Source organism: Rheinheimera pleomorphica, assembly GCF_011634895.1.
Taxonomy (GTDB): domain Bacteria; phylum Pseudomonadota; class Gammaproteobacteria; order Enterobacterales; family Alteromonadaceae; genus Alishewanella; species Alishewanella pleomorphica.
In genome coordinates this window covers 35,986-57,320 of sequence record NZ_SIRR01000003.1, presented here as the reverse complement: position 1 = coordinate 57,320, position 21,335 = coordinate 35,986, and the positions used below count along the sequence as shown (strand labels likewise).

16 protein-coding genes and 1 tRNA gene are annotated in these 21,335 nt (G+C 49.8%); 12 read left to right on the top strand and 5 right to left on the bottom strand.

Going from position 1 to position 21,335, the window contains the following annotated elements; all coding sequences use genetic code 11:
• The first annotated feature begins 2 nt into the window (after window positions 1-2).
• From EYB30_RS01420 to pelG, 4 genes are read left to right on the top strand one after another with little or no spacing between them, the layout of a single operon-like run.
• Window positions 3-1,328: a PelD GGDEF domain-containing protein gene (locus EYB30_RS01420; protein ID WP_166836270.1), complete on the top strand. Its 1,326-nt coding sequence runs from the start codon at window positions 3-5 to the stop codon at window positions 1,326-1,328.
• A complete protein-coding gene (locus EYB30_RS01415; RefSeq protein WP_166836268.1) occupies window positions 1,291-2,271 on the top strand; it encodes a hypothetical protein in 981 nt (326 codons plus the stop codon). The genes EYB30_RS01420 and EYB30_RS01415 overlap by 38 nt, the downstream gene beginning before the upstream one ends.
• Entirely contained in the window at window positions 2,258-3,751 is a 1,494-nt protein-coding gene (pelF, locus tag EYB30_RS01410; RefSeq protein WP_166836266.1) for a GT4 family glycosyltransferase PelF, read from the top strand. Before EYB30_RS01415 ends, pelF begins: the two co-directional genes overlap by 14 nt.
• On the top strand, window positions 3,751-5,118 hold the full coding sequence (pelG, locus tag EYB30_RS01405) for an exopolysaccharide Pel transporter PelG (protein WP_166836264.1): 1,368 nt from the start codon (window positions 3,751-3,753) through the stop codon (window positions 5,116-5,118). The genes pelF and pelG overlap by 1 nt, the downstream gene beginning before the upstream one ends.
• Window positions 5,119-5,230: 112 nt before the next feature.
• On the opposite strand, the gene EYB30_RS01400 is transcribed toward pelG, so the two are convergent.
• Window positions 5,231-6,868, bottom strand: coding sequence for a methyl-accepting chemotaxis protein (locus EYB30_RS01400; RefSeq protein ID WP_166836262.1), 1,638 nt, complete (start codon window positions 6,866-6,868; stop codon window positions 5,231-5,233).
• A gap of 226 nt (window positions 6,869-7,094) precedes the next feature.
• Here EYB30_RS01400 and EYB30_RS01395 point away from each other — a divergent pair, with 226 nt between their 5' ends.
• Both EYB30_RS01395 and EYB30_RS01390 read left to right on the top strand, forming a co-directional pair.
• Window positions 7,095-8,390 carry an NAD(P)/FAD-dependent oxidoreductase gene (locus tag EYB30_RS01395; protein WP_166836260.1) on the top strand — a complete coding sequence of 432 codons (1,296 nt, stop codon included), beginning with the start codon at window positions 7,095-7,097 and terminating at the stop codon, window positions 8,388-8,390.
• A gap of 25 nt (window positions 8,391-8,415) precedes the next feature.
• Window positions 8,416-8,982: a Tll0287-like domain-containing protein gene (locus EYB30_RS01390; RefSeq protein WP_166836257.1), complete on the top strand. Its 567-nt coding sequence runs from the start codon at window positions 8,416-8,418 to the stop codon at window positions 8,980-8,982.
• 33 nt (window positions 8,983-9,015) lie between these two features.
• Here EYB30_RS01390 and EYB30_RS01385 read toward each other — a convergent pair whose 3' ends face one another.
• Window positions 9,016-11,034: a TonB-dependent copper receptor gene (locus EYB30_RS01385; protein ID WP_206674540.1), complete on the bottom strand. Its 2,019-nt coding sequence runs from the start codon at window positions 11,032-11,034 to the stop codon at window positions 9,016-9,018.
• Window positions 11,035-11,444: 410 nt separating this feature from the next.
• Here EYB30_RS01385 and EYB30_RS01380 point away from each other — a divergent pair, with 410 nt between their 5' ends.
• Complete coding sequence (locus EYB30_RS01380; protein WP_166836255.1) at window positions 11,445-11,633, top strand: YgaP family membrane protein; 189 nt, start codon at window positions 11,445-11,447, stop codon at window positions 11,631-11,633.
• A gap of 27 nt (window positions 11,634-11,660) precedes the next feature.
• On the opposite strand, the gene EYB30_RS01375 is transcribed toward EYB30_RS01380, so the two are convergent.
• Both EYB30_RS01375 and EYB30_RS01370 read right to left on the bottom strand, forming a co-directional pair.
• Window positions 11,661-12,548 (bottom strand): ribose-phosphate diphosphokinase, encoded by an 888-nt coding sequence (locus EYB30_RS01375; protein WP_166836253.1) that lies wholly within the window; start codon window positions 12,546-12,548, stop codon window positions 11,661-11,663.
• A 47-nt stretch (window positions 12,549-12,595) separates the two neighbouring features.
• Complete coding sequence (locus tag EYB30_RS01370) at window positions 12,596-14,161, bottom strand: thymidine phosphorylase family protein (protein WP_166836251.1); 1,566 nt, start codon at window positions 14,159-14,161, stop codon at window positions 12,596-12,598.
• A 575-nt stretch (window positions 14,162-14,736) separates the two neighbouring features.
• Between EYB30_RS01370 and EYB30_RS01365 the strand changes: the two genes are divergently transcribed.
• From EYB30_RS01365 to EYB30_RS01350, 4 genes are read left to right on the top strand one after another with little or no spacing between them, the layout of a single operon-like run.
• A complete protein-coding gene (locus EYB30_RS01365; RefSeq protein ID WP_166836249.1) occupies window positions 14,737-15,594 on the top strand; it encodes a hypothetical protein in 858 nt (285 codons plus the stop codon).
• Window positions 15,595-15,633: 39 nt separating this feature from the next.
• Complete coding sequence (locus EYB30_RS01360; protein WP_166836247.1) at window positions 15,634-16,848, top strand: SIR2 family protein; 1,215 nt, start codon at window positions 15,634-15,636, stop codon at window positions 16,846-16,848.
• Window positions 16,838-18,613, top strand: coding sequence for an ATP-binding protein (locus EYB30_RS01355; RefSeq protein WP_166836245.1), 1,776 nt, complete (start codon window positions 16,838-16,840; stop codon window positions 18,611-18,613). Before EYB30_RS01360 ends, EYB30_RS01355 begins: the two co-directional genes overlap by 11 nt.
• A complete protein-coding gene (locus tag EYB30_RS01350) occupies window positions 18,610-18,819 on the top strand; it encodes a KTSC domain-containing protein (RefSeq protein WP_241697929.1) in 210 nt (69 codons plus the stop codon). The genes EYB30_RS01355 and EYB30_RS01350 overlap by 4 nt, the downstream gene beginning before the upstream one ends.
• A 255-nt stretch (window positions 18,820-19,074) precedes the next feature.
• On the opposite strand, the gene EYB30_RS01345 is transcribed toward EYB30_RS01350, so the two are convergent.
• Window positions 19,075-19,151 (bottom strand) — tRNA-Arg (locus tag EYB30_RS01345).
• A 169-nt stretch (window positions 19,152-19,320) separates the two neighbouring features.
• On the opposite strand from EYB30_RS01345, the gene EYB30_RS01340 reads away from it, so the two are divergent.
• Window positions 19,321-21,252 carry an ATP-binding protein gene (locus tag EYB30_RS01340; RefSeq protein WP_166836243.1) on the top strand — a complete coding sequence of 644 codons (1,932 nt, stop codon included), beginning with the start codon at window positions 19,321-19,323 and terminating at the stop codon, window positions 21,250-21,252.
• Window positions 21,253-21,335: the final 83 nt, after the last annotated feature.

Sequence of the window (21,335 nt, the reverse complement as noted above, 5' to 3'; positions counted from 1 at the left end):
TCTTGTTTCGTCTGCTGTTTGGCTATGATCATCAGCTTTTCGCCTGGTTTGAACTCTTTCTGATCACGGCAGCGGCTATGCTTATTTGGGTGTATCAAGCTACCCTGGAGTACAACCTGCCACAGCAATACTTTTTTTGGCCAATGCTGGGGCCAGTGGTGATTGCACTGCGTTACGGTTTTGGTCGCGGCATGATGAGCTTTATTTTGTTATTGGTCGGCTTTTCAATCTGGCAGGCCGCACACCATCAACCGCTTAATTTTACTATGCCCGTTGCAGTGGGTACCGCCTTGATTACCATGCTGGTGGGTGAGTTCCGGGACCATTGGCATGATATTAACGAGCGCTACGAATTAAACCACCGCTACATGGAGCAAAAGCTAAAAAGCTTCACACAAAATTACCATCTGCTGAAAGTGTCTCACGACCAGTTAGAACAGCGTGTTGCCGGCAAGCAAATGAGTTTACGTACCGGTATTCAGCTATTGCAGCAAGACGCGATAAAACATCAGGGTGAGGTGCCAACGCGGCTGGCCGAGCGCAGCCTGCAAATTTTAAGTGACATTATTACCTTATATCAGGCTGGATTTTACCTGGTGCAAAATGGCGAAATTGCCCCTACCGCTTTAGCCAGTATAGGTAACGACCATCAGCTGGTGATGAATGATCCCATGCTACAAGACATGCTCAAAACTAAAGCATTATTATCGCCGGCCGATTTAATCGAGCATAGCGATTTACAATATCAGTTAGCGATACCATTACTAGACATTAATGGTGAGCTACAAGCTGTCATTCTGGCCGAAAAGGTACGATTTGTGCAGCTGACCGATGCCAACATCGCACTGGTGGCTCTGTTGTCCAGCTATATAGCCAACTTTATTGCCAACGAGATGTTTGTGCCAATTTTACAGCCTGAACAGCGTCGGTTATTCCGCCAATATGTGCAAGGGCAGCAACAACATCACAGCCGCTATGCGATTGACAGTTGCCTGGTGGTATTTACTGACTTGACAAGTGAGCGGCGCCTGGCGTTGACACAAGTGACCGACTATCGCCGGGGCGCAGACATTTATTGGTTATGCCAGGATAGTGCAGGGAATCCATCGCTTTGTGTATTGCTACCTATGACCACGCCGCGTGAAGCACGGCAATTCGTAAGCCGGGTGAAGACCGTGTTGGGTCATCACAGCCCATTTACCGACGATGAGCTGAAGCTGGAAGGCCCCCTTAGAGTGAAAGCGCAGCAAGCGGAAATAACCACGTTGTTAGACGATTTAGGTGCATTTGATGAAGATCTGGCTGACACTGCAAACCCTCACGTTTGAACTGGCAAGCCTTTACTTGCTTGAGCAGTCACAAATGACACTTGCGCTTTGGCTGGCCTTTATTAGCAGCCATGCTATCGCTGCTGCCAGTTTTACAGGGCTATGCTGGTTGGTGCTGCCGCGTGTCTACAAAACGCCAGTGATTCCGGCGTTGGCGTTTATCTATACCGTGGCATTTACTATGCCCGTGCTGGGTATGTTGTGTCTGGCCTCGGTGTTTATAGTAGCGTTGTACTTTCCAAAATCAGAGCAGAAAAAGCGCTGGCGATACACATATAACCAGGCACTACCGATTCACCCTGAACAGTTAGAAGCAAATCAATATGGCTATGCTGCGTTAAAAGATATTTTGCTGTTTAACCCGTCTGACGAAAAACGACTGATGGCCACCAACTCCTGTCGTTTCTTACCTCATCAACAGTCCATACCGCTACTGAAACTCGCACTGACCGATAGAGCTGATGATATTCGTTTGTTAGCCTATGCTGTGATTGAAAAAATTGAATTTAATATCAACCGCAAAATCGCGTTGTTAAAACGCAAACTAGAGAAAAAACCCAGTGCCGATACCTTACAACGCATCGCGGAAAGCTATTGGGAACTGTGTTATTTAGGCGTGGCAGAAGGCCCGATACGCGAATTTTATCTGGCTGAAGCGCAACAGTATTTGCAAAAAGCCAGTGAGTTGGCAACGTCTGCTGCTATCGAGTTGAAGCTTGGACGCATACTGCTTGAACGACAAGAGCTGGCATCTGCGCAGCAACACTTAGTGTTAGCTCAGGAAAAAGGTTTACCCAAACGTCAGGTTACACCTTATCTGGCCGAGGTGATGTTTGGCCAAAAGCATTACAAAGAAGTCGCCAGCCTGTTACGCAGCCTGCCTGCTCGCCAGAGTGATTTAGTTACACAACTTAAGGAGTACTGGCGCCGTGCAGCAAGCTGATATTTGTCTACTGCTCGAGGGGACATACCCTTATGTACGTGGTGGCGTGTCCAGCTGGGTACACCAGTTAATTACCGGCTTACCACATTACACTTTTTATCTGGTGTTTGTTGGTGGCACCAAAGAAAGCTACGGCGAACAACGGTATACCTTACCTGACAATGTGCTGGGGCTGGAAACGCATTTTATTATGCAACACGACCAGCTGACGCCGCCCAGGGCTCGTGAAGGTAAAGCCAAAGCCTTTGGCATGTGGCAGCAAGTGCTGGCCCGCTTTAATCGCGTTGATCAAGCATTAAATGCAGAGCAGCTGCAGTTAATGCTTAACCAGTTAGGCCAACGGCGTGGCCTGACTTACGAAGACTTTTTGTACAGTGAATTTTCATGGCACATTTTGGTAGACCTTTATTTGCAGCAGTCGCCTGATCAATCGTTTGTAGACTTCTTCTGGACGTTTCGAAACATTTACACCCCACTGTTCAGTTTAGTAAAAATTGCCAGACAAGTGCCGCCAGCGCGAATTTTACACAGTATATCAACCGGTTATGCTGGATTTTTGGGCGCCTTGCTAAAACAGCGTTTGCAAGTACCCTACTTGCTAAGCGAGCACGGTATTTATACCAAAGAGCGAAAAATTGACTTAACTCAAGCCAGTTGGATTCAAGATCGTCATTTTGTCCTCGACACCAGTATTCATAAAAAGATGGAACAGACGCGGCAAACCTGGATCAGTTTTTTTGAACAACTTGGTAAAACGGCGTATCAACACGCCAACCATATTACCGCCTTGTATCAGGGCAACCGCGAACGGCAGATTGCAGACGGTGCACCGGCAGAAAAAACTGAAATCATCGTCAATGGCATTAATTTGTCACGCTTTGCCCCCGCATTGCAGCAAAGGCCAACCTCTCCACCTAAAGTGGTTGGCTTAATAGGTCGGGTAGTCCCTATTAAAGATATTAAAACCTTTATTCGTGCCATCCGGGTCGCAGTAAACAGCGACCCAACACTGCAAGGATGGATTATCGGTCCCACCGATGAAGATCCCAATTATGTCAAAGAGTGCGAGTTATTGATTAACAGCCTGTCACTTAACGAACAGGTTAAGTTTCTTGGTATGCAAAATGTGGTCGAGATCTTGCCAAAACTGGGCATTTGCATGCTGACATCGATCAGTGAGGCACAACCACTGGTGTTACTGGAAGCCATGGCAGCCGGTGTACCTTGTATTGCCACTGACGTAGGCTCATGCCGCGACATTATTGAGGGTATGCAAGAGGAGGATCAGGCGTTAGGCCGTTGTGGATATGTCATTGGCATTGCCGACCCCAACCAGGGTAGCCAGGCTATTTTACAAACCCTGGGGGATACGCAAAATTGGCATCGCATGAGCGAAGCAGGTTACACCCGGGTAAGCCGGTATTACCAAGAGCAGATAATGTTCACACGTTTTAATCAATTATATGAGAGTTATATCTGATGGCTGGCATAGGCTTTGAGCTACGGCAGATACTGAAAAAAAATACCCTGCTGTCCTATGTTGAGGCATATGGCTTGGCTGCGATTATTGGTTCGGGGCCCTGGGTATTATCTATTCTGGCACTGATGATCATCGGTATGTTGAGTATTGGTCGCATTTTTCCTACCGGGCTCATTATTCAGTTTTTAGTGCTGGTCACTTACATGATGGCAGGGTCGCTGATTCTTAGCGGCTTGTTTCAGCTGCTGTTTACCCGGTTTATCTCAGACCGGCTATTTCAGCGGCAAGACCACCTGGTTACACCAAACTTGCTGGGCTGCATTCTCGTTATGTCACTGTTGTCAGCCGCAGTGGGTTGCACAATTCTGGCGCTTACCCAGCTGCCTGCGGCCATCAAACTGACGATGCTCACCGCATTTGTCGTGCTATGCAATTTATGGCTAATTATTGTGTTTTTAAGTGGTATGAAACAGTACTACCGCATAGTGCTGACGCTGCTGGGTGGATACAGCCTAATGGTATTAGTTGCATGGTTTATGCCTCCTTTTGGCTTACTGGGACTGTTACTGGTATTTGCTTGTAGCCAGGCACTCATTGCCTTTGTGTTACTTTTTTTCGTGCTGCGTAATTATCCCTCATCACAGCTGGTGGCATTTGATTTTCTTCATCGGCGATATGCTTTTGTTTCACTGGCTTTTTGCGGTTTGTTTTATAACCTGGGGGTGTGGGCTGACAAGTTCGTGTTTTGGTTTACGCACAATGTGTCTACCCAGGTTATTGATATTTTTCGGGCGTCCTACATTTATGATTTACCCATTTTTATTGCCTATCTGGCTATTATTCCCGGTATGGCGGTGTTTATGCTACACATGGAAACCGACTTTGCTGCAGCCAATGAAGAGTTTTACGAAACCGTAAGAGAAGGCGGTACCTTAGAAGCCATTTTTTTGTTGAAAGACAAAATGGTTTTGGCGTGTAAAAACAGCTTATATCAAATCTTTAAAATCCAGGGCCTCACCTTGGCATTACTTCTACTGTGGAGCGAAGAAATTTTAACGCTGTTAAAAATAGACCTGGCTTATCTGCACCTGCTGTATGTTGACCTGGTTGGGGTGTCGCTACAAGTGCTGGTTATGGCCATTTTGAACGTCATGTTTTATTTGGATAAGCGTTATCAGGCACTTGGCCTCATCAGCATTATGATGTTGTCAAACCTTGGCCTGAGTATGTTGTCTATTGCACTAGGACTGGCGTTTTATGGCTATGGTTTTGCCTTTGCAATGCTGATTACCAGCTTGCTTGGCCTGATAATGCTTAACAGACAGTTTAACCGTCTTGAATACGAAACCTTTATGCTGCAGCGTTAGATAAGCACGCTTTGTACCAGACCCGGGCGTTGCCAGCACCGCTCGTATTGATTTGCACTACGCCGTCATGTAACCGAATAAAAAAGGGCAGTATGTACTGCCCTTTTTTTGCCTAATGTAACTTAAAGCGCCGGCTTTCGCTGCGTAATTGCCCCGCCATATTTTCCAGCTCAGCAGAGGTTTCATCGGCTTCATGTGAACGCTGCTTAGTATCCAGTGTTAATGTATTAACCCGCAACAGATTTTGATCCATTTCCTGCACCACGGTGCTTTGCTCTTCGGTTGCACTGGCAATTTGCAGGGTCATGTCGGTTATTGCGCTTACCGATTGCATAATGTCTGTGAGTGCGGCACCGGCCTTGTCGGCCATTGCTACCCCTTGCTGCGCCTTGGTTACACCCGCATGCATCGTATTTACCGCATTGGCTGCACTGTGCTGTAAACGCTCGATCAGATTTTTTATTTCCGTAGTGGAGCTTTGGGTGCGTGCCGCTAAGGTCCGCACTTCGTCGGCTACAACGGCAAAACCACGGCCTTGCTCACCGGCACGGGCTGCTTCAATGGCCGCATTAAGGGCCAGCAGGTTAGTTTGCTCGGCAATGGCCTGAATGGTATCCAAAATAGCGCCTATGTTCTGGCTTTCTTGCCGCACCGCGGCAATGGTGCCAGAGGCATTGTCTACCTCGGCGGCAATTTCATTGATACTGCTTATCACCGAGCGCACTATCGTTTGCCCTTGCTGGGCATGTTGCTCTGACTCATGGGTAGCCGCAGAGGTATTCTGCGCATGTTTAGCCACCTCGGCTATGGTGGCAGCCATTTCGTTCATTGCCGTAGCCAGCTGTTCTATTTCAGCAGCCTGCCGCTGTAAGTCAATATCGGTGCGGCTGGTAATATCAGACACCCGGGCAGCATGTTCAGCCACCTGATCCGACTTTTGCACCAAATGACTGATAAGCTGACGCAACTGTAGCTGCATCGTATTAAACGCCTGCGCAGCCAGGCCAACTTCATCGCGGCTTTGGATATTAAGCGGTTCACCAGTCAGATCGCCGGCAGCAATGGCTTCAGCACGTTGGGTGAGCTCTTTCATCGGCAATGAGACCACCCGGCGCAGCCAAAGGCCAAACAACACGGCAGCCAGCAGCGTTAACACCAACACGCCCCAAACCGCGCGCATGGCGTTGCGATCAGTCACTTCTGCCCTGGCAATAATAGCGTCACGCTCAGCCTGAAACAGGCGATGAACTTCACCCAGCGCTTGCTGTACCTGAGTTAATGCCGTTAGCGAGTCGCGCTGATAAATTGCCGCCCGCTGTGCCGGTGCAGCCTGTGTTATATTTACCGCACTTTGGTGTAACTGCTGGTGCGGCTGATCTATCGCGTCTAAAGCGCGACGCAGCGCCGGGCTGCCAGTGCGGTATGTATCTGAGGCTTTAAACTGCTGATACCAGCGGCCAAAAGCGCATTGCTGTGGATTTAACTGGCCGTTAAATGACTGCTGTAACAAGATGCTGTTCGCCAGCTGATTCGCCCACACCAGGTGATCAATTTCCTTCTCCAGCTGTAACACTGCCAGGTTGCGCTTCTCTGCCGCGCTGGCCCGGGCGCTATTCATCGCCAACTGTGCCAGCTGCACCACTATTGCCACAACCAACATTAATGCGCTTAGGCTACCAAAACTGATTAGCAGTTTTTTGCCAACCGATAAACCAATTGACGACACCAGTTTTCCAGAGTTTTCTTGCATAACAACACCTTACAGCGATTATCAAACCCGCTATATTAGCAAAATTTAATTATTTGCAATTTGTTTTAACGCAATATTCTAAGCAGCATTGATATTAGCCTTGCACAAAATCAGCGTAGCGCCTAAAGTACATTAGTATATTCTTTATTAATATATATATATTCCAAATATGAATATGAAAATTCCGCACCAAGCTACAGTCACTGTAGCTGTGACTGGAGGCAAAATGAGTACACAAGTTACTGCAAGCTACGATGTAGTAGTAATAGGCGGCGGTGCAGCCGGTTTGTCGGTAATTGCCAGCCTGTTAAAACGGCAACCCGATCTGAGCATTGCTTTGGCCGAGCCGGCCACAGAACACTATTATCAGCCCGGCTGGACCCTGGTGGGTGGTGGCGTGTTTAAACAGCCTGACACCGTTAAACCGATGGCAGCCTTGATACCCAAACAGGTTTGCTGGTATCAAAGCGCTGCCAGCCATTTTGCCCCGGCCCAAAATCAGCTGACTCTGGCCGACGGCACCTGCTTAGCCTATCGCAGTCTGGTGGTGGCAACGGGACTGTCGCTGAATTGGGCGGCGATAGACGGCCTGGCTGATAACCTGGGCAGCCACGGCATTACCTCTAACTATGCCCGCGGCCTGGCGCCGTACACCTGGCAACTGGTGCAGCAACTAAAACAAGGCGATGCGATATTTACCCAGCCGCCAATGCCAATAAAATGCGCCGGTGCGCCACAAAAGGCGATGTATTTATCCTGCGATCACTGGCTGCGCCAGCAAGTGCTGAACAAGATTAACGTGCAATTTTGCACGGCAGGTGCGGCACTGTTTGGCGTGGCAGACTACGTGCCGGCACTGCAGCAGTATGTAAAGCGCTATGGCATTAAGTTGAATATGCAAACGACCTTAGTCGCAGTCGATGCAGCCAGCCAAACGGCCTTTTTTAGCCAAACGCAGGCAGATGGCAGCAGCAAAACCATTGAAAAGCGTTTTGATATGCTGCACATCACGCCACCTCAGGTAGCACCTGACGTTATACGGCAAAGCCCGTTGGCCGATGCTGCCGGCTGGGTGGATGTCTATCCGGATACACTACAGCACAAAACCTGGCCAACGATATTTGCCTTGGGGGACTGTGCCAACACGCCCAATGCCAAAACTGCCGCCGCGGTGCGCAAGCAAGCCCCGGTGGTGGCCGAAAACCTGCTTAGCTTGCTTAACAACACGCCACTGCGCGCCGTGTATGACGGCTATGGCTCCTGCCCGCTTACTGTAGAGCGCGGCAAAATTGTGCTGGCCGAATTTGTTTATGGAGGCAAGGTAGAACCGACGTTTCCGAAATGGCTGGTGGACGGCACCAAGCCTGCGCGGTTGTCCTGGTTTTTAAAAGAAAAACTGTTACCGCCACTGTATTGGTATGCCATGTTAAAAGGCCATGAATGGCTAGCTGCACCGGACTACCGCGATGATATTCCGCTGGATCGCCATGCCAAACCCGGCTGTAATTTTGATGCCAGCTAAGTAACTTAACTCAAAGGAGCACGCCATGCGTTATGTTATCTATCCACTGTTACTAAGCTTAAGCAGCCTGGCGCTGGCTGAAAGCGCCGCGGCCAATATTGAGGATTTACAAACCGAAGCGCAGCTACGGATAAAACGCTTTTCCGGCGAGCTAAAAACCGCGCTGCAAGCCGCGATTAGCAGTGGCGGCCTGGCCAATGGCGTGCAGGTGTGTAAAGACCAGGCACCGCTAATTGCTGCAAAGTGGTCAACCGATGGCTGGCAAATTGGCCGTACCAGCCTGAAGGTGCGTAACAGCAACAACAGTGCCGATAGCTGGGAGCGACAAATACTGCAGGACTATGCCATTAAACTGGCCAATGGCAGTGCGCCGGCACAGTTAAAACACGCTGAAATTATCAGTAGTGGTGATGGTGAAGTGTTTCGTTATATGCAACCGATTATGCTCGATACCCAGTGCGTAGCCTGCCACGGCAGCCAGGTAGCTGAGCCGGTAACACAACAGATCCGGCACCACTACCCAAACGACTTAGCTACCGGCTTTACCCCGGGCGAACTGCGCGGGGCCTTTAGCCTGCAAAAACAACTTTAACGGGTAAGGGGCCGGCAAGCGCCGGACTGTTGGTTAGAACTGCCAGTTCAGGTTTAGCCATAAGGTGCGGCCGGCCTCGTTGATTTGCGCCAGCGGTAAGTAACCACTTACCATAGCGCCGCCTTTACTCAGGTGCTCGTGGTAGGCTTTGTCTAACAGGTTATCGGCACCGGCAGACAGCGTAACCGGCTTCGAGATACGCCAGCCACCATGCCAGGACAAAACAGCAAAACCCGGGCTGCTGGCGATGTCAGTACCGGCAATGTTGCCCTGCCCCGGTGCTACGCGGTGCTGCGCTGCCACCGCCCGCCACAGTAAACCACTGTTCCAGGCCCCGGCGTCATAATTCAGCCCCAGCTTAAGCTCCAGTGGTGGTTGTTGCGCCAGCGGCTTACTGTCGCTGATATTACGGCCGCGCACATAGGCCAGCGCCAGCGTAGTTTGCCATTTAGCATTAAGCTGATAACTCAAGTCCAGCTCGCCACCCAGGCTTTGGGCGTCGATATTACGTGTCGCGGTAACCTGTTGCATGCCAAGCTGCCAGCCCTGCTGGGTCAGTAAATAATCGTCTATGCGGTTAGCAAACAGTGATAACGACAACTGCCACTGTGGCTGCTGGTACACCAGGCCCATGTCCAGCTGACTAGTGCGCTCGGGTTTTACATAAAAGGCGCTCAGGCTTTGTTCGCTGGCGCGGCCATTACCTGCCAGCTCCCAATAATCAGCAAAACGCTGGTTATAGCCAACGCCGGCATACCATTGCCAGGCCTGATGTTGCCCCTGGTAGCGGATAAAACCGGCGCTAAGGTTATCATCACGGCTTTGGTTGGCAGTAGGGTTGGGCTGCGCCATCATCATGTTGCCCAGCATTTTCCGGCTGTCGGTTACCTGCCAGTGATCCAGTCGGGCACCGGCCACCAGCTGGCCGCTGGCCGTTAACTGATAGGTTAGCTCGTTAAACAGGCCGAGCTGGCTAAAGCGAATGTCTTCCTGCCGCGCTTGCTGCTGATAAGGCATAACCGGTTGATTCATGCTGCTGCGGATACGATGAATGTTTTGCGCACCGTCAACGCCCAGCTGCCAGCTCAGATCATCCGTTAGTTGCCACTGACTAGCCAGCCGCCCGCCCAGGGTGCGCCGGTCCGGGTTACTGGCCGCCGGGTTGGGCATCATCATGCCAGGGCTAAAGCTGCGCAGGCTGTAGTTGTCCATCACGTGGTCAATATAGTTGTAGTGCCACTGCACATCGATTTGGCTTAAGTAAGGGCCGATATTCGCCAGTGACCATTTCAGCCCCAGGTTTTGCCGTTTAAAGGCGCTGCCATCCATTAGCCGGTCAGCATAAGCGGCCTCACCATCACTGCTGCCAAGCTTGAGCAACAGGGTTTGATCATCCGACGGCGTATAGCCCAGCTCCAGCTGTGTGCTCCAGCGTTGGTAGGCCGAATGAATACGCTGGTTGTTGCCATCCTGGTAGTCGTCAGCCCGGGCAGCGGTAGCAAGGGCGCGGATAAAGCCATCCGGGTTACCGGCAGTGACATCCAGGGCATTATCCAGCCGGCCGGCGCTGGCGGCGGTGCTATTCACGCTGCCGCTGACACCCGCTGCGCTTAGCCGGTTGTGGTTACGTTCAAATAACACGGTAGCGGCACTACTGCCCGGGCCATAGCTAACGGTTTGCGGGCCTTTGATAATGGTAAGCTTGTCATAGGCTTGCGGCGCTATATAGGCGGTGGGCGGGTCCATCCGGCTACCACAGCCACCCAGTAGCATATCGCCGTCGGTTAAAATGTTCAGCCGCGAGCCGGCCATACCGCGAAACAGCGGATCACTGCTGGCACCGCCTTTGCGGATAAGGTTAAAGCCGGTAATGCTGCTCAGGTAATCGGCGCCATCGTGCGCCGGCAGGGGCTGCCGTGGCAGTTTGGGGTTAGTGACGACCGTCAGCGGGCTTTGCATCGCCACGGCAGTGACGACAATATGTTCTATCTCAGCGGCATCGGCGTCTGTGCCACTTGGCTCTGCGCTAACCGGTTGCGCTAACAGCAACACACTTAACCACGCTGTTCTACTACTGTTTTTACCTGTTAACACCACCAGTTTAACCTCTGTTTTATAACGGATAATGGCGTTAATACTAACGGTAAGCGGACAGATTGACGATGCGACAGATTGTCGCAGTGCCGCCTTGTATTACGGCGAGATCTCTGCCCCCGGTTTGTCAGCAGACTGATAATGGTAGGCATAATACACAACCGGTATGACCACCAGCGTTAGCACGGTTGACACCAAAATACCAAAAATCAGCGCTACTGCCAGGCCGCCAAAGATAGCCTAGTTGTTACCGGCCAACTTTCCGCTTGAAGTTTGCGCCAGAACAAAGCCCGTACCGGTAGCAACTCGCTTTTGCAGCGGTTGATGACTATATTAATTAAGTAAACCCTAATTTAAGGAAATAGCAAATGCAAGCAAATGTCGGTGGTATTGATAAGGTAGTGCGTATTATTGGCGGTGCGCTGTTAATTGCGCTGGCCGCCACAGGTACTGTTGGGCTTTGGGGCTGGATAGGCGTAGTGCCGCTGTTAACCGGGCTGTTCAACTTTTGCCCGTTATACAGCTTACTGGGCATTAAAACCTGCAAGCTGAATTAAATAACACACCGCAGGCCTTGGCTCAGGCTACAACAAGGGCCGAAGCGCCTGTGCCAGTGCAGGCGCCATACTAATGGCATTGCTGGGGTGGGCAATGCAGTCGGTACTCCAGACCCGGTTTACCCCGGCTTGCTTGATTAGCGCCAGGGCATCGCCGGCAAATAAGGCATGGGTAACGGCGACATCGACCGAGGCAGCGCCAGCGCTAACTAGTAACTTAGCCGCTTCAGCCAGTGTATGGCCGGAGCTGGCGACATCGTCCATCAGCACCACATTTTTGCCGCTTACGCTGATATCAGGCAGCTTAATTTGCACCTGCTTATCGCCGCTGCGCACTTTAGTGCATACGGCATACTCACAACCAATCTGCGCGCCGGCCAGCGCCACCCACTGCTCAGACTCGGCATCGGGGCCCATCAGCAGCGGCTGGCGGCATTCTTTGGCAATCAGCTCGGCTAAACGTGGCGCGCCGCTAAGGGCTATCGCCTCGCCGCTGACAATGGCTTCGTTTAAGTGATTAATGCGATGCAGGTGGGGATCTACCGTGATCACACCATCGAATAATTCAGCTAAAAACTGGCCGATAATTTTCTGACTGACAATTTCGCCGGCGTTAAACGCGATATCCTGGCGCATATAAGCCAGATACGGCGCCACCAGCCAGATCTTTTTAATGCCCAGCGCCCGGGCGTGACGGGCTATCAGTAACAGCTCTATCAGCTTGTCGTTCGGATTATCCAGGCTGCGGTACAGCACCAGCTGCGCGGGCAGCTCGCGGCTAAACGGCAGCGTCAATTTTAGCTCCTGATCAGGAAACCGGTGTTGCTGATACAAAGCCAAAGGCAAAGCCAGCGCATCGGCCAGACGCTGGGCGGCATCCTGCTCGTCCGGGCAAGCTAATAACATTACAGACATCAGATGGCTCCCATCGCTATTTCACACACACTGGCACTCAACAAAGGCTAGTACTCAACAAACAGCGGCTGCAACGCCTCGGCCGGCCCGATAGTGTAACCACTGCTACGCTCACAGGCCTGACGGGCAAATTCCAGCTCGGTTGGAAAAGCCGCGTACACCCGGTATAGCAGCTGGCCTTTAGTAACCGGCTCGCCCAGTTTTACCATTAAATCGACCCCCGAGCCTTTAGCGCGCGGCGCACCGGCCGAGCGGGCAATACGCGCCAGCTGCACATTATCTATGCCAATAACGGTGCCACTGTCTGGCGCAGACACATCAAAACTGAGTTTAGACAGTGGCGGCGCGTCCGGGTCAAAGTCATTTTTACCCTGGGCGGCAATAATATCCTGCATTTTGCTCAGCGCCCGGCCCGAGTCGAGAATATCACGGGCGATGGCAAAGCCGTCGCCGCCGCGTACATCGGGTGCAAACTCCAGCATACGGCCGGCTAAACGCAGCGCCTTTTGGCGTAGATCATTGGGCGCCAGTTCGTGGTTTTGCAGCACCCGCATTACATCGCGCGCTTCCAGCGCCGGACCTATACCGCGGCCAACGGGCTGGCGGCCATCAGTGATCACCACATCGATGGTAATGCCCATGCGTTTGGCGACAAACTCAAACAGCTTACGCAGCTTTTGCGCCTCGGGCATCGAGCGCACCTTGGCGGTGGGGCCAAGCGGAATATCCAGCAATAAATGGGTTGAGCCTGCGGCGACTTTTTTCGACAAAATAGACGCCACCATCTGGCCCGGCGAGTCGATGGATAACGGCCGCTCGACCGAGATCAGCACATCATCAGCCGGTGATAAGTCGCTGCTGCCGCCCCAGGCCAGGCAGCCACGGTGGCGATGTACGATGTCGGTCAGCTGGGTAAACGGCATATCGACATTGGCCAACAGCTCCATGGTATCGGCGGTGCCGGCCGGTGAGGTAATGGCGCGCGACGAGGTCTTCGGACACAGCATGCCATGCGCTGCCACTATCGGCACCACCAGCATAGAGGTGCGGTTACCGGGAATGCCACCAATGCAGTGTTTGTCTACCACCGGGTGTTCGTGCCAGTCCAGATGGCGGCCCACTTTGCTCATCGCATCGCTTAAAAAGAACACTTCTTCGCGGTCCAGCTCGCCCTGATTACAAGCGACGACAAAAGCGGTTAGTTCTATTTTCGAATAGCGGTGGTTGGCAATATCCTGCACAATGCGGTTGAAATCATCGGCAGTTAGCCGCTCGCCGGCAATTTTGCGGTGCAGCGCCGGGATAGAGCGCGCCGGCTCAGCCGGTGACACCGTCACCGCGCTGCCATCACCGGCACCCAGCATGCTAAAGGCCTCTTCCGACAAACCCAGCTGCTGACAGCCCACAATACTGGTGTCGTCCACCACGTTCAGGCTGGCTAAAATACGCTTGCCATTGGCCTGCACCTCAATTTTCGCCAGCGCCTGAAAGCCCTCAGCGCGGTAAATGTCGCAGTCACGGTGTAAATAGGCCACGTTTTCGCGGTAGGTGTCTATACCTACCCGCTTTAACGTCAGCTGCATGGTTTTATTGTTGGTAGTGGTTTTGCTCATTGGCGGCAGGCTTAATGGCGTTACATAAGGCTAATCTAACGGCCTAAGCAGCAGCTGCCAAGTCATTTACACCTTAATTGCAACGGCTTTGCGCTGGCACAAAAAACTAGCACAGGCGAAACCACGTCGCGCGTACAAATTACGCTGTAACGTATAAAAAACCTAACGCGCCAGTAAACAGCAGAGCAGACCCGGGTGAACCGCCCTCTGCTATCATGACTGCTTTCGGGTAAATGGCGCAGTTCAGACAAAACTGCGCCATAATGGTGCCAAATGTCGGTAGGCGAGGAAGAGATCTTCATTACAACCTCTGCAACACCGACGATATTAGAGCAAGTTTTGCCGCCAAACTCGGGCATAAACAAGAAGAGTTATTCTTTTGACCAAACCTGTACCACCTGTGCCAATTTATGTACTTGGTACAGGTGGCACAGGTATATCATCATTTTCACTTCTACTATAACTCCGCCCCATTAGATAAATATCGAATCTTTATCACTTAATCCGTATTGTTCCCATTTTAACTTCGTCGTATGTTAGGCGTGATATCTCAATTTTTAGTACACAGGTCGTATATGGATGTAGCGTTTTGTACCATTGATGGTAAAGAATGGGTCGCTCAAGATTTTTTCGATTTAGGTGAGGCGGTTTATACCAAACTCAGACGTAATCTAAAGTGCCCTTCTTGTGAGGGTGATGCTTGGTTCAGAAAAGCCAGCTATGGCAATAAAGTACCTCATTTCTGTGCGCATCATGTTGAGGGTTGTGGCTATGCGACAACTTACGAACAAATTGGCGAAGGAGATGGCGGAAGTGAATTCCCTGCGGCAAATCCCGACAGTGGAATCATTCTGGATTTAGGCCTTGAGAAAGACTATTCCATCGACGTTAAGCAGCAAGATCCAAAAGATATCGATCCGCAAGGGCAACACCGTATAGCAACTAAAGTTGAAAATGGTGGAGGTAAGGATTTTCCTGCGCATATGACGCTGAAGAACCTACTATACAAACTAGTCCGCTCAGACAAACTGTACTTTTCAGAGTCAAAAGTCTTCATTCCTAATAGCCCTGTTCAAGGCTTGCCTGAAATTGCAAAAGACCTATTCGTAAACTTCAAAGATATTAATGAAAACTTGAGAGACACAAACCGTATTTTTTGGGGCTTTATAAGTGATGCGGGATATACCGCTGATGGTAAGTTATGGTTGAACGCTGGAAGTCGGAACGATGGGCTAAGCGTTTCAATAAACCCCGAAATTGCAGATGAGTTCAGACGGTATTTCAAAGTCGAAGGATCTTTGGACAACCTTGCAGGATGCCACGTTTTGGTTATAGGAAATTGCTACTTCGCATCATCAGGCAAGCCTGTAATATGGTGTGGTCAATTAGATTACATTGTGCTTAGAAGGTACAAATCTGATCTAACTCAATGAGTTGAATAACAATAAATGCAGATTTAAAGGGAATCAACAATGGTCGATACCGTCCACAATCCAGATCAATATATGTACGATTTGAAACATATCCTCACGAGTGGAAGAAAGAAAATTGGCATATTGATTGGAGCCGGAGCCCCAGTAAGCATAAATGTAGGAACCGATAAAAATTGGGAGTCTTTGATCCCTGATATTGCGGGTTTAACAAAAATTGTCATATCTACTTTAACTGACAATGAAAAAGCTGCTTATGAAAACATCCAGAAAGATATTGGCAGCAATAACATAGAGTTAATTTTGAGTCGGATTAGATCTCTTGCAGAAGTAATTGGCACTGCAAAAGTTCACAACTTTGAAGCGACAGATTACGACAATCTCTCTAAAAAAATATGTCAGGAAATAAAAAAAGTAGTAAGCAAGCAATTACCTGATGGTGAGAACCCATTTTCCAACCTAGTTTCCTGGATAAATGGCATTAACAGAGAACACGCTGTCGAGATCTTTACAACGAATTATGATCTGTTAATTGAAGAAGCGTTGGAAAGAACCAGAACCCCGTACTTTGATGGTTTTTCAGGTTCAAGAACTGCATTTTTCGACCCATCTACGATATCTACTAACAATTTGCCAGCACGGTGGGTTCGTCTTTGGAAGCTGCATGGCTCAATTAACTGGTCAAAAAATACAAAAGGTGAAGTTATTCGTTCTGCTGGAAACGACGATGGAACGATGGTTTATCCCTCGCATTTAAAATACGATCAGACTCAGGCCGCTCCGTTCTCGGCTCTTTTCGAGCGTCTAAAGAATTTCCTATTAGAGCCTGATAGCCTTTTGCTAACAGCCGGATTCTCGTTTGCAGATGCGCACATAACAAACAAATTGGATGAATGCTTAGCAGCAAATGGATCGTCTGCATTAATCGCTTTTCAATTCAAGAAACTTGAAGAAGAATCTCATGCGCTAAGCATTGCATCCCGAAGACCAAATATGAGTGTTTATTGCAGAAACGGTGCAACAATTAATGGTGTCTGTGCGAAATGGAAGCTAGGTGAACCACCAAGTAAAAATTGGGCGCCAATTCGAGGGGAATACTGGCAAGACGATAGTTATTTGCTGGGTGATTTTAAATCGTTTTGTAAGTTTCTCGCGGGTTCAAGTGGAGGAAAGTCAACTGTTATCCCAGATTTGGTAAGCGCTTTAGCTGAAGCTCTTGTTGATAAAAACAATGAGGATAACAACGATGGCATTTGAGCCGACATATCTTGGCAAAGTTACTTCGGTTTCCGGAGCATCAGTAAATATAGAAGTAACTCCGCAAATAAAATCGGGATTACTCATAATCGAAGGCAGAACTCACAGAGTTGGACAAGTCGGGAGCTTTATAAGAATTCCTCAGGGCTACAATGATTTGTATGGCGTCATATCGGAAACGTCTGAATCACCATCAAATACTGATTTAGATACAAGAATCTTAAAAGCTGAGTTGGTTGGCGAAGTTATTGGTTCAGATTTCGAGCGTGGTATCGGGCAATACCCTAGCATCTCAGACGAAGTTCATTTAGTTACTGAAAATGATTTAAAGAAAATATATGGAAATAACACTAATGGCCAGATTACCGTTGGGAGGCTTTCAAGTTCTGACAGTATAAAAGTCAGTATTGATTTAGACAGCCTAGTTAACAAACATTCCGCAATTCTTGGTTCAACTGGCGCGGGTAAGTCGACCAGCGTCGCGAGCTTACTTCGCTCAATAGTGACTAATCACCAAGACAATGTCTTAATGCCCTCAGCGAGGATAGTGTTATTTGACATACACGGAGAGTATGCTGCTGCTCTAGGAGACATTTCCGAAGTCTTTTCGATCAGTCCAAGCGAGGGGGAAAGAAATTTTCATATCCCATATTGGTGCATTTCTTCTGATAACCTTATTGAATTTTTGTGTGGACAAAACGAGAACTTAAGAAACAAATTTAATGAGCTGATTCTAGAAGACAAAAAGAAATTTGCGAGAGAACACCCTGAACTAAACATAAAAGACTATAAAATAACAGCATCTACTCCTCTGCCTTTCCGCCTTAAACAAATCTGGTATGACCTTACGTTTGTGGATAATGTTACTTGGAAGGAAAAGGATAAAACCGACTCGCCAGCTTTTAAAGAAGATGGTATGGGTTGTGCCGAAAATCTTATTCCTCCTCGATTTACTCCACCGGGTACAGGTAGCGCGCCACCATTCAAAGGTGGACCGAATAGCTGGAGCAAGCAACTAGACTTAATGAAATCTCGGTTGTTAGATAGTCAGTACAAGTTTCTTTTAGAGCCGTCAGATTGGAATCCTGACAAAGACAACAAAATATCAAAAGACCTAGATGCATTAGTCTCAGAATGGGTCGGTAGCAGCAAACCTATTACAATAATTGATTTATCTGGTATGCCAACTGCCCGTTTAGAGCTTCTTCTTGGTTCTGTACTAGATATCCTATTTGAAGCTGCAATTTGGAGCCGACACTTAGAAAATGGATTTAAGCAAAACCCAATATTACTAGTTCTGGAAGAAGCTCATCGGTACTTGTCTTCTGATAACTCTGGCCTAGCTAAGCAGATGGTAAGACGAATTGCGAAAGAGGGGCGTAAGTTTGGCGTAGGTTCCATGCTTATAAGTCAAAGACCGTCGGAGATAGACGAAACAATACTCTCTCAATGCGGCACAATATTCTCCCTTCGGATTACAAATGCAACAGACCGGAACAGAGTAAAAGCAGCAATGTCGGATGGTTTAACCGGTATCGTGGATTCTCTGCCAGTTCTTCGGACAGGTGAAGCTATCGTCACTGGCGAAGCTGCAAAACTTCCGATGAGATTTAAGTTCCGTTTACCCAAGGATGGCCAGTTCCCTGACAGCCAAGATCCCAAAGTAAGTCAAAATTGGTCTTTAAAATATGAAGAGTCTGATTTTAAAGACTTTATAAATTGCTGGCGTCAACAAGATGCTAAAAATAAAAAAGGAGACAAATGATGGAGAGACAACCAGTATCATCATCAAATATTAGTTCGATAGGGTATGACCTAAATTCAAATGTCCTAGAAATCGAGTTTATTGCTGGCACAGTATATCAATACTTTGATGTTCCTGAATATGTATGGAAGGAACTGATGGAAGCTGGGTCACATGGCTCTTACTTTGCGCAAAATATTAAAAATGTTTATAGCTTTAGTCGCTAAACCAAAGATCAAGCGCTCTGAATTGCTACATAGACGCTACACCGAAAAATTAAAGGCATAAAAAAGGTCTCGCTTTTCAGCTAAGACCTTGATTTATATGGCGCACCCGATAGGATTACTCGGGCTGTCCTGCCCTCGCCCTGCGGGCCAGCGGAGCTGTTCCAAATCGTTCCTGACGATTTGGTCGAACCTAAGGTTTGCTTCCTACGGGGACTATAAACGCAAAAACCGCCGAAATGGCGGTTTTGACGTTTATGGCGCACCCGATAGGATTCGAACCTATGACCTCTGCCTCCGGAGGGCAGCGCTCTATCCAGCTGAGCTACGGGTGCGCAATCTGCAGTGATGCAGAAGCTGCGCATTATAGACAGCCTTGCGGTGTGTGTCTATTGCTTAGCTGCGCGTTTTTTCAACACTCAGTTTAACCCGGCGTATTTACAAGCTTGGCGCCTTAGCGCTAGAGTGGTGGCTGACTTTACTTCTGGCACGACTCATTAACGAATGCGCAATAAATTTTTACTTTCTTACTGGCAATGGCTGCTGTTGCTGGTGCTGCTGGGTAGCGCCTTTTATGCCACTGAAACCCTGGTACAGCATGAGCAGCAACATGCCCGTAGCGAACAGTTGCGCCACGAGATTGCCAGTGCCGGTCAGTTAAGGGCGTTGATTGAGTCGGAGCTGAATATTCCGCTGTACCTGACAATAGGCCTGGCTGCCCATGTGCAGGCCAATAATGGCCAGGTGTCGCCGGCCGAGATGCATTTATTATTGCCAGAGCTGGCACACCAGGCGCGGCATATCCGCAATATTGGCATTGCCCCGGGTAATACTTTGCGTTACGTCTATCCGCTAAGCGGCAATGAAAAGGCCATTGGCATCTACTACCCCGACTTAACAGAGCAATGGCCCGATATTGAAGCCATTATCACCCAGCGCGAGGCGCGTTTGGTGGGGCCCGTGGCTTTGGTACAGGGCGGCACAGCATTTATCTACCGCATGCCGGTGTATATGAATGCCGACACTTATTGGGGCATTATCAGTACCGTTGTCGACATTAACTCGGTCTGGACCCTGCTGGAAAGGCAAACCTCAGAGCAGGAAGTACAGGTGGCACTGCGCAGCTTGTCACCCGAAGGCCGCGCCAGCCCGGCATTTTATGGTAATGACAGCCTGTTTTACGATGACAGCCTGCTGCTGGGGATCAGCCTGCGCGGTGCATTGTGGCAAATGGCCGTGCGCTCGGCCAGCCAGCCGGCAGATCGCAGCGCGCAAATCCGTGCGACCGCCTATGGTTTTACCCTGCTGCTTGCCAGTTTGCTGATCTGGCTGTTTATGTCTCGCCAGCATTTACGCAACTCGGTGCTGGCGCAGCAGCGCAACAAGGCGTATTTACAAAGCATTATGGACAATGTGAATGATGCCATTATTACCACCGACCCAGATGGCACTATTGAACAGGTGAATATGTCCTGCTACCCGATGTTTGGCCATAGCACGGCATCTTTAGCTGGCCAGCACTGGTCGATATTACTGGCCGATCCGCAGCGGCTGGACGAAGTGTACAGCGCCACCTCGAACGCCAAAACCGAGTTTGAAACCCTGGGCCGGCGCCGCGATAACAGCCAGTTCCCGATGGCGGTAAACCGCAGCCAAATCCGCCTGCACCAGCAGGCCAAGCAGTTGCTGGTGCTGCGCGACTTATCTGAACGCCACCAGACCGAGCAGCTAAAGCAGCAATTTATCTCTACCGTCAGTCACGAATTGCGCACGCCGCTAAGTTCTATTTCTGCCGCTTTGGGGCTGGCGATATCGGGCGCGCTGGGGGAAATGACCGCCTCGCAACAGCGCATGTTGCAGCTGGCACATAGCAGCTGCCAACAGCTTAGTAGCCTGGTTAATGAGCTGCTTGATGTGGAAAAAATTGCCAGTGGCACTATAGCAATGCAGCTGACACCACTGCCGTTGCAGCCCTTGCTGGCGCAGGTCATTCACGACATGCAGTTACTGCAACCAGCTATTACGCTGACGCTAAACTGCCCGGATAACTTAAGCCAGGTGGTGGTGAATGCCGATCCCAGGCATCTGCAACAGGTGGTGCGCCATCTGCTGGGTAACGCCATTAAGTTTTCGCCCCGGGACAGTGTGGTGATGGTGACTGTCAGCCGGGTAGCAGACGCTATCCGCGTGACAGTGCAGGATCAGGGCCAGGGGGTGGCGGAACATTTTATGCCGCGCCTGTTTAGCCGGTTTAGTCAGGCAGACAGTTCAGAGCAGCGCCAGCACAGCGGCACCGGTTTAGGCCTGGCGATTAGCCGCAGCTTAATTAACCAGATGCAGGGCAATATGGGCTATCAGCCTGCGCCGGGCAAAGGCAGTTGCTTCTACTTTGAACTGCCCTTTATCGCCGCGCTGCAAGCCAAACAGTTGCCCTGAGCCGGTTTTTATCTTAATTTGTTGGCATCTGGCTGCAAAGCGGGTGTATTCAGGCCACATTTTGGCATACTCGGTGCGGCAGC

What these genes read in the sequence shown, in the direction of transcription:
- EYB30_RS01390 (WP_166836257.1), top strand. Translation starts at nt 8,416, where the DNA reads ATGCGTTATGTTATCTATCCACTGTTACTAAGCTTAAGCAGCCTGGCG.
- EYB30_RS01340 (WP_166836243.1), top strand. Translation starts at nt 19,321, where the DNA reads ATGCGCAATAAATTTTTACTTTCTTACTGGCAATGGCTGCTGTTGCTG.
- EYB30_RS01360 (WP_166836247.1), top strand. Translation starts at nt 15,634, where the DNA reads ATGGTCGATACCGTCCACAATCCAGATCAATATATGTACGATTTGAAA.
- EYB30_RS01370 (WP_166836251.1), bottom strand. Translation starts at nt 14,161, where the DNA reads ATGAGCAAAACCACTACCAACAATAAAACCATGCAGCTGACGTTAAAG.
- EYB30_RS01400 (WP_166836262.1), bottom strand. Translation starts at nt 6,868, where the DNA reads ATGCAAGAAAACTCTGGAAAACTGGTGTCGTCAATTGGTTTATCGGTT.
- EYB30_RS01380 (WP_166836255.1), top strand. Translation starts at nt 11,445, where the DNA reads ATGCAAGCAAATGTCGGTGGTATTGATAAGGTAGTGCGTATTATTGGC.
- pelG (WP_166836264.1), top strand. Translation starts at nt 3,751, where the DNA reads ATGGCTGGCATAGGCTTTGAGCTACGGCAGATACTGAAAAAAAATACC.
- EYB30_RS01365 (WP_166836249.1), top strand. Translation starts at nt 14,737, where the DNA reads ATGGATGTAGCGTTTTGTACCATTGATGGTAAAGAATGGGTCGCTCAA.
- EYB30_RS01350 (WP_241697929.1), top strand. Translation starts at nt 18,610, where the DNA reads ATGATGGAGAGACAACCAGTATCATCATCAAATATTAGTTCGATAGGG.
- EYB30_RS01415 (WP_166836268.1), top strand. Translation starts at nt 1,291, where the DNA reads ATGAAGATCTGGCTGACACTGCAAACCCTCACGTTTGAACTGGCAAGC.
- EYB30_RS01375 (WP_166836253.1), bottom strand. Translation starts at nt 12,548, where the DNA reads ATGTCTGTAATGTTATTAGCTTGCCCGGACGAGCAGGATGCCGCCCAG.
- EYB30_RS01395 (WP_166836260.1), top strand. Translation starts at nt 7,095, where the DNA reads ATGAGTACACAAGTTACTGCAAGCTACGATGTAGTAGTAATAGGCGGC.
- EYB30_RS01355 (WP_166836245.1), top strand. Translation starts at nt 16,838, where the DNA reads ATGGCATTTGAGCCGACATATCTTGGCAAAGTTACTTCGGTTTCCGGA.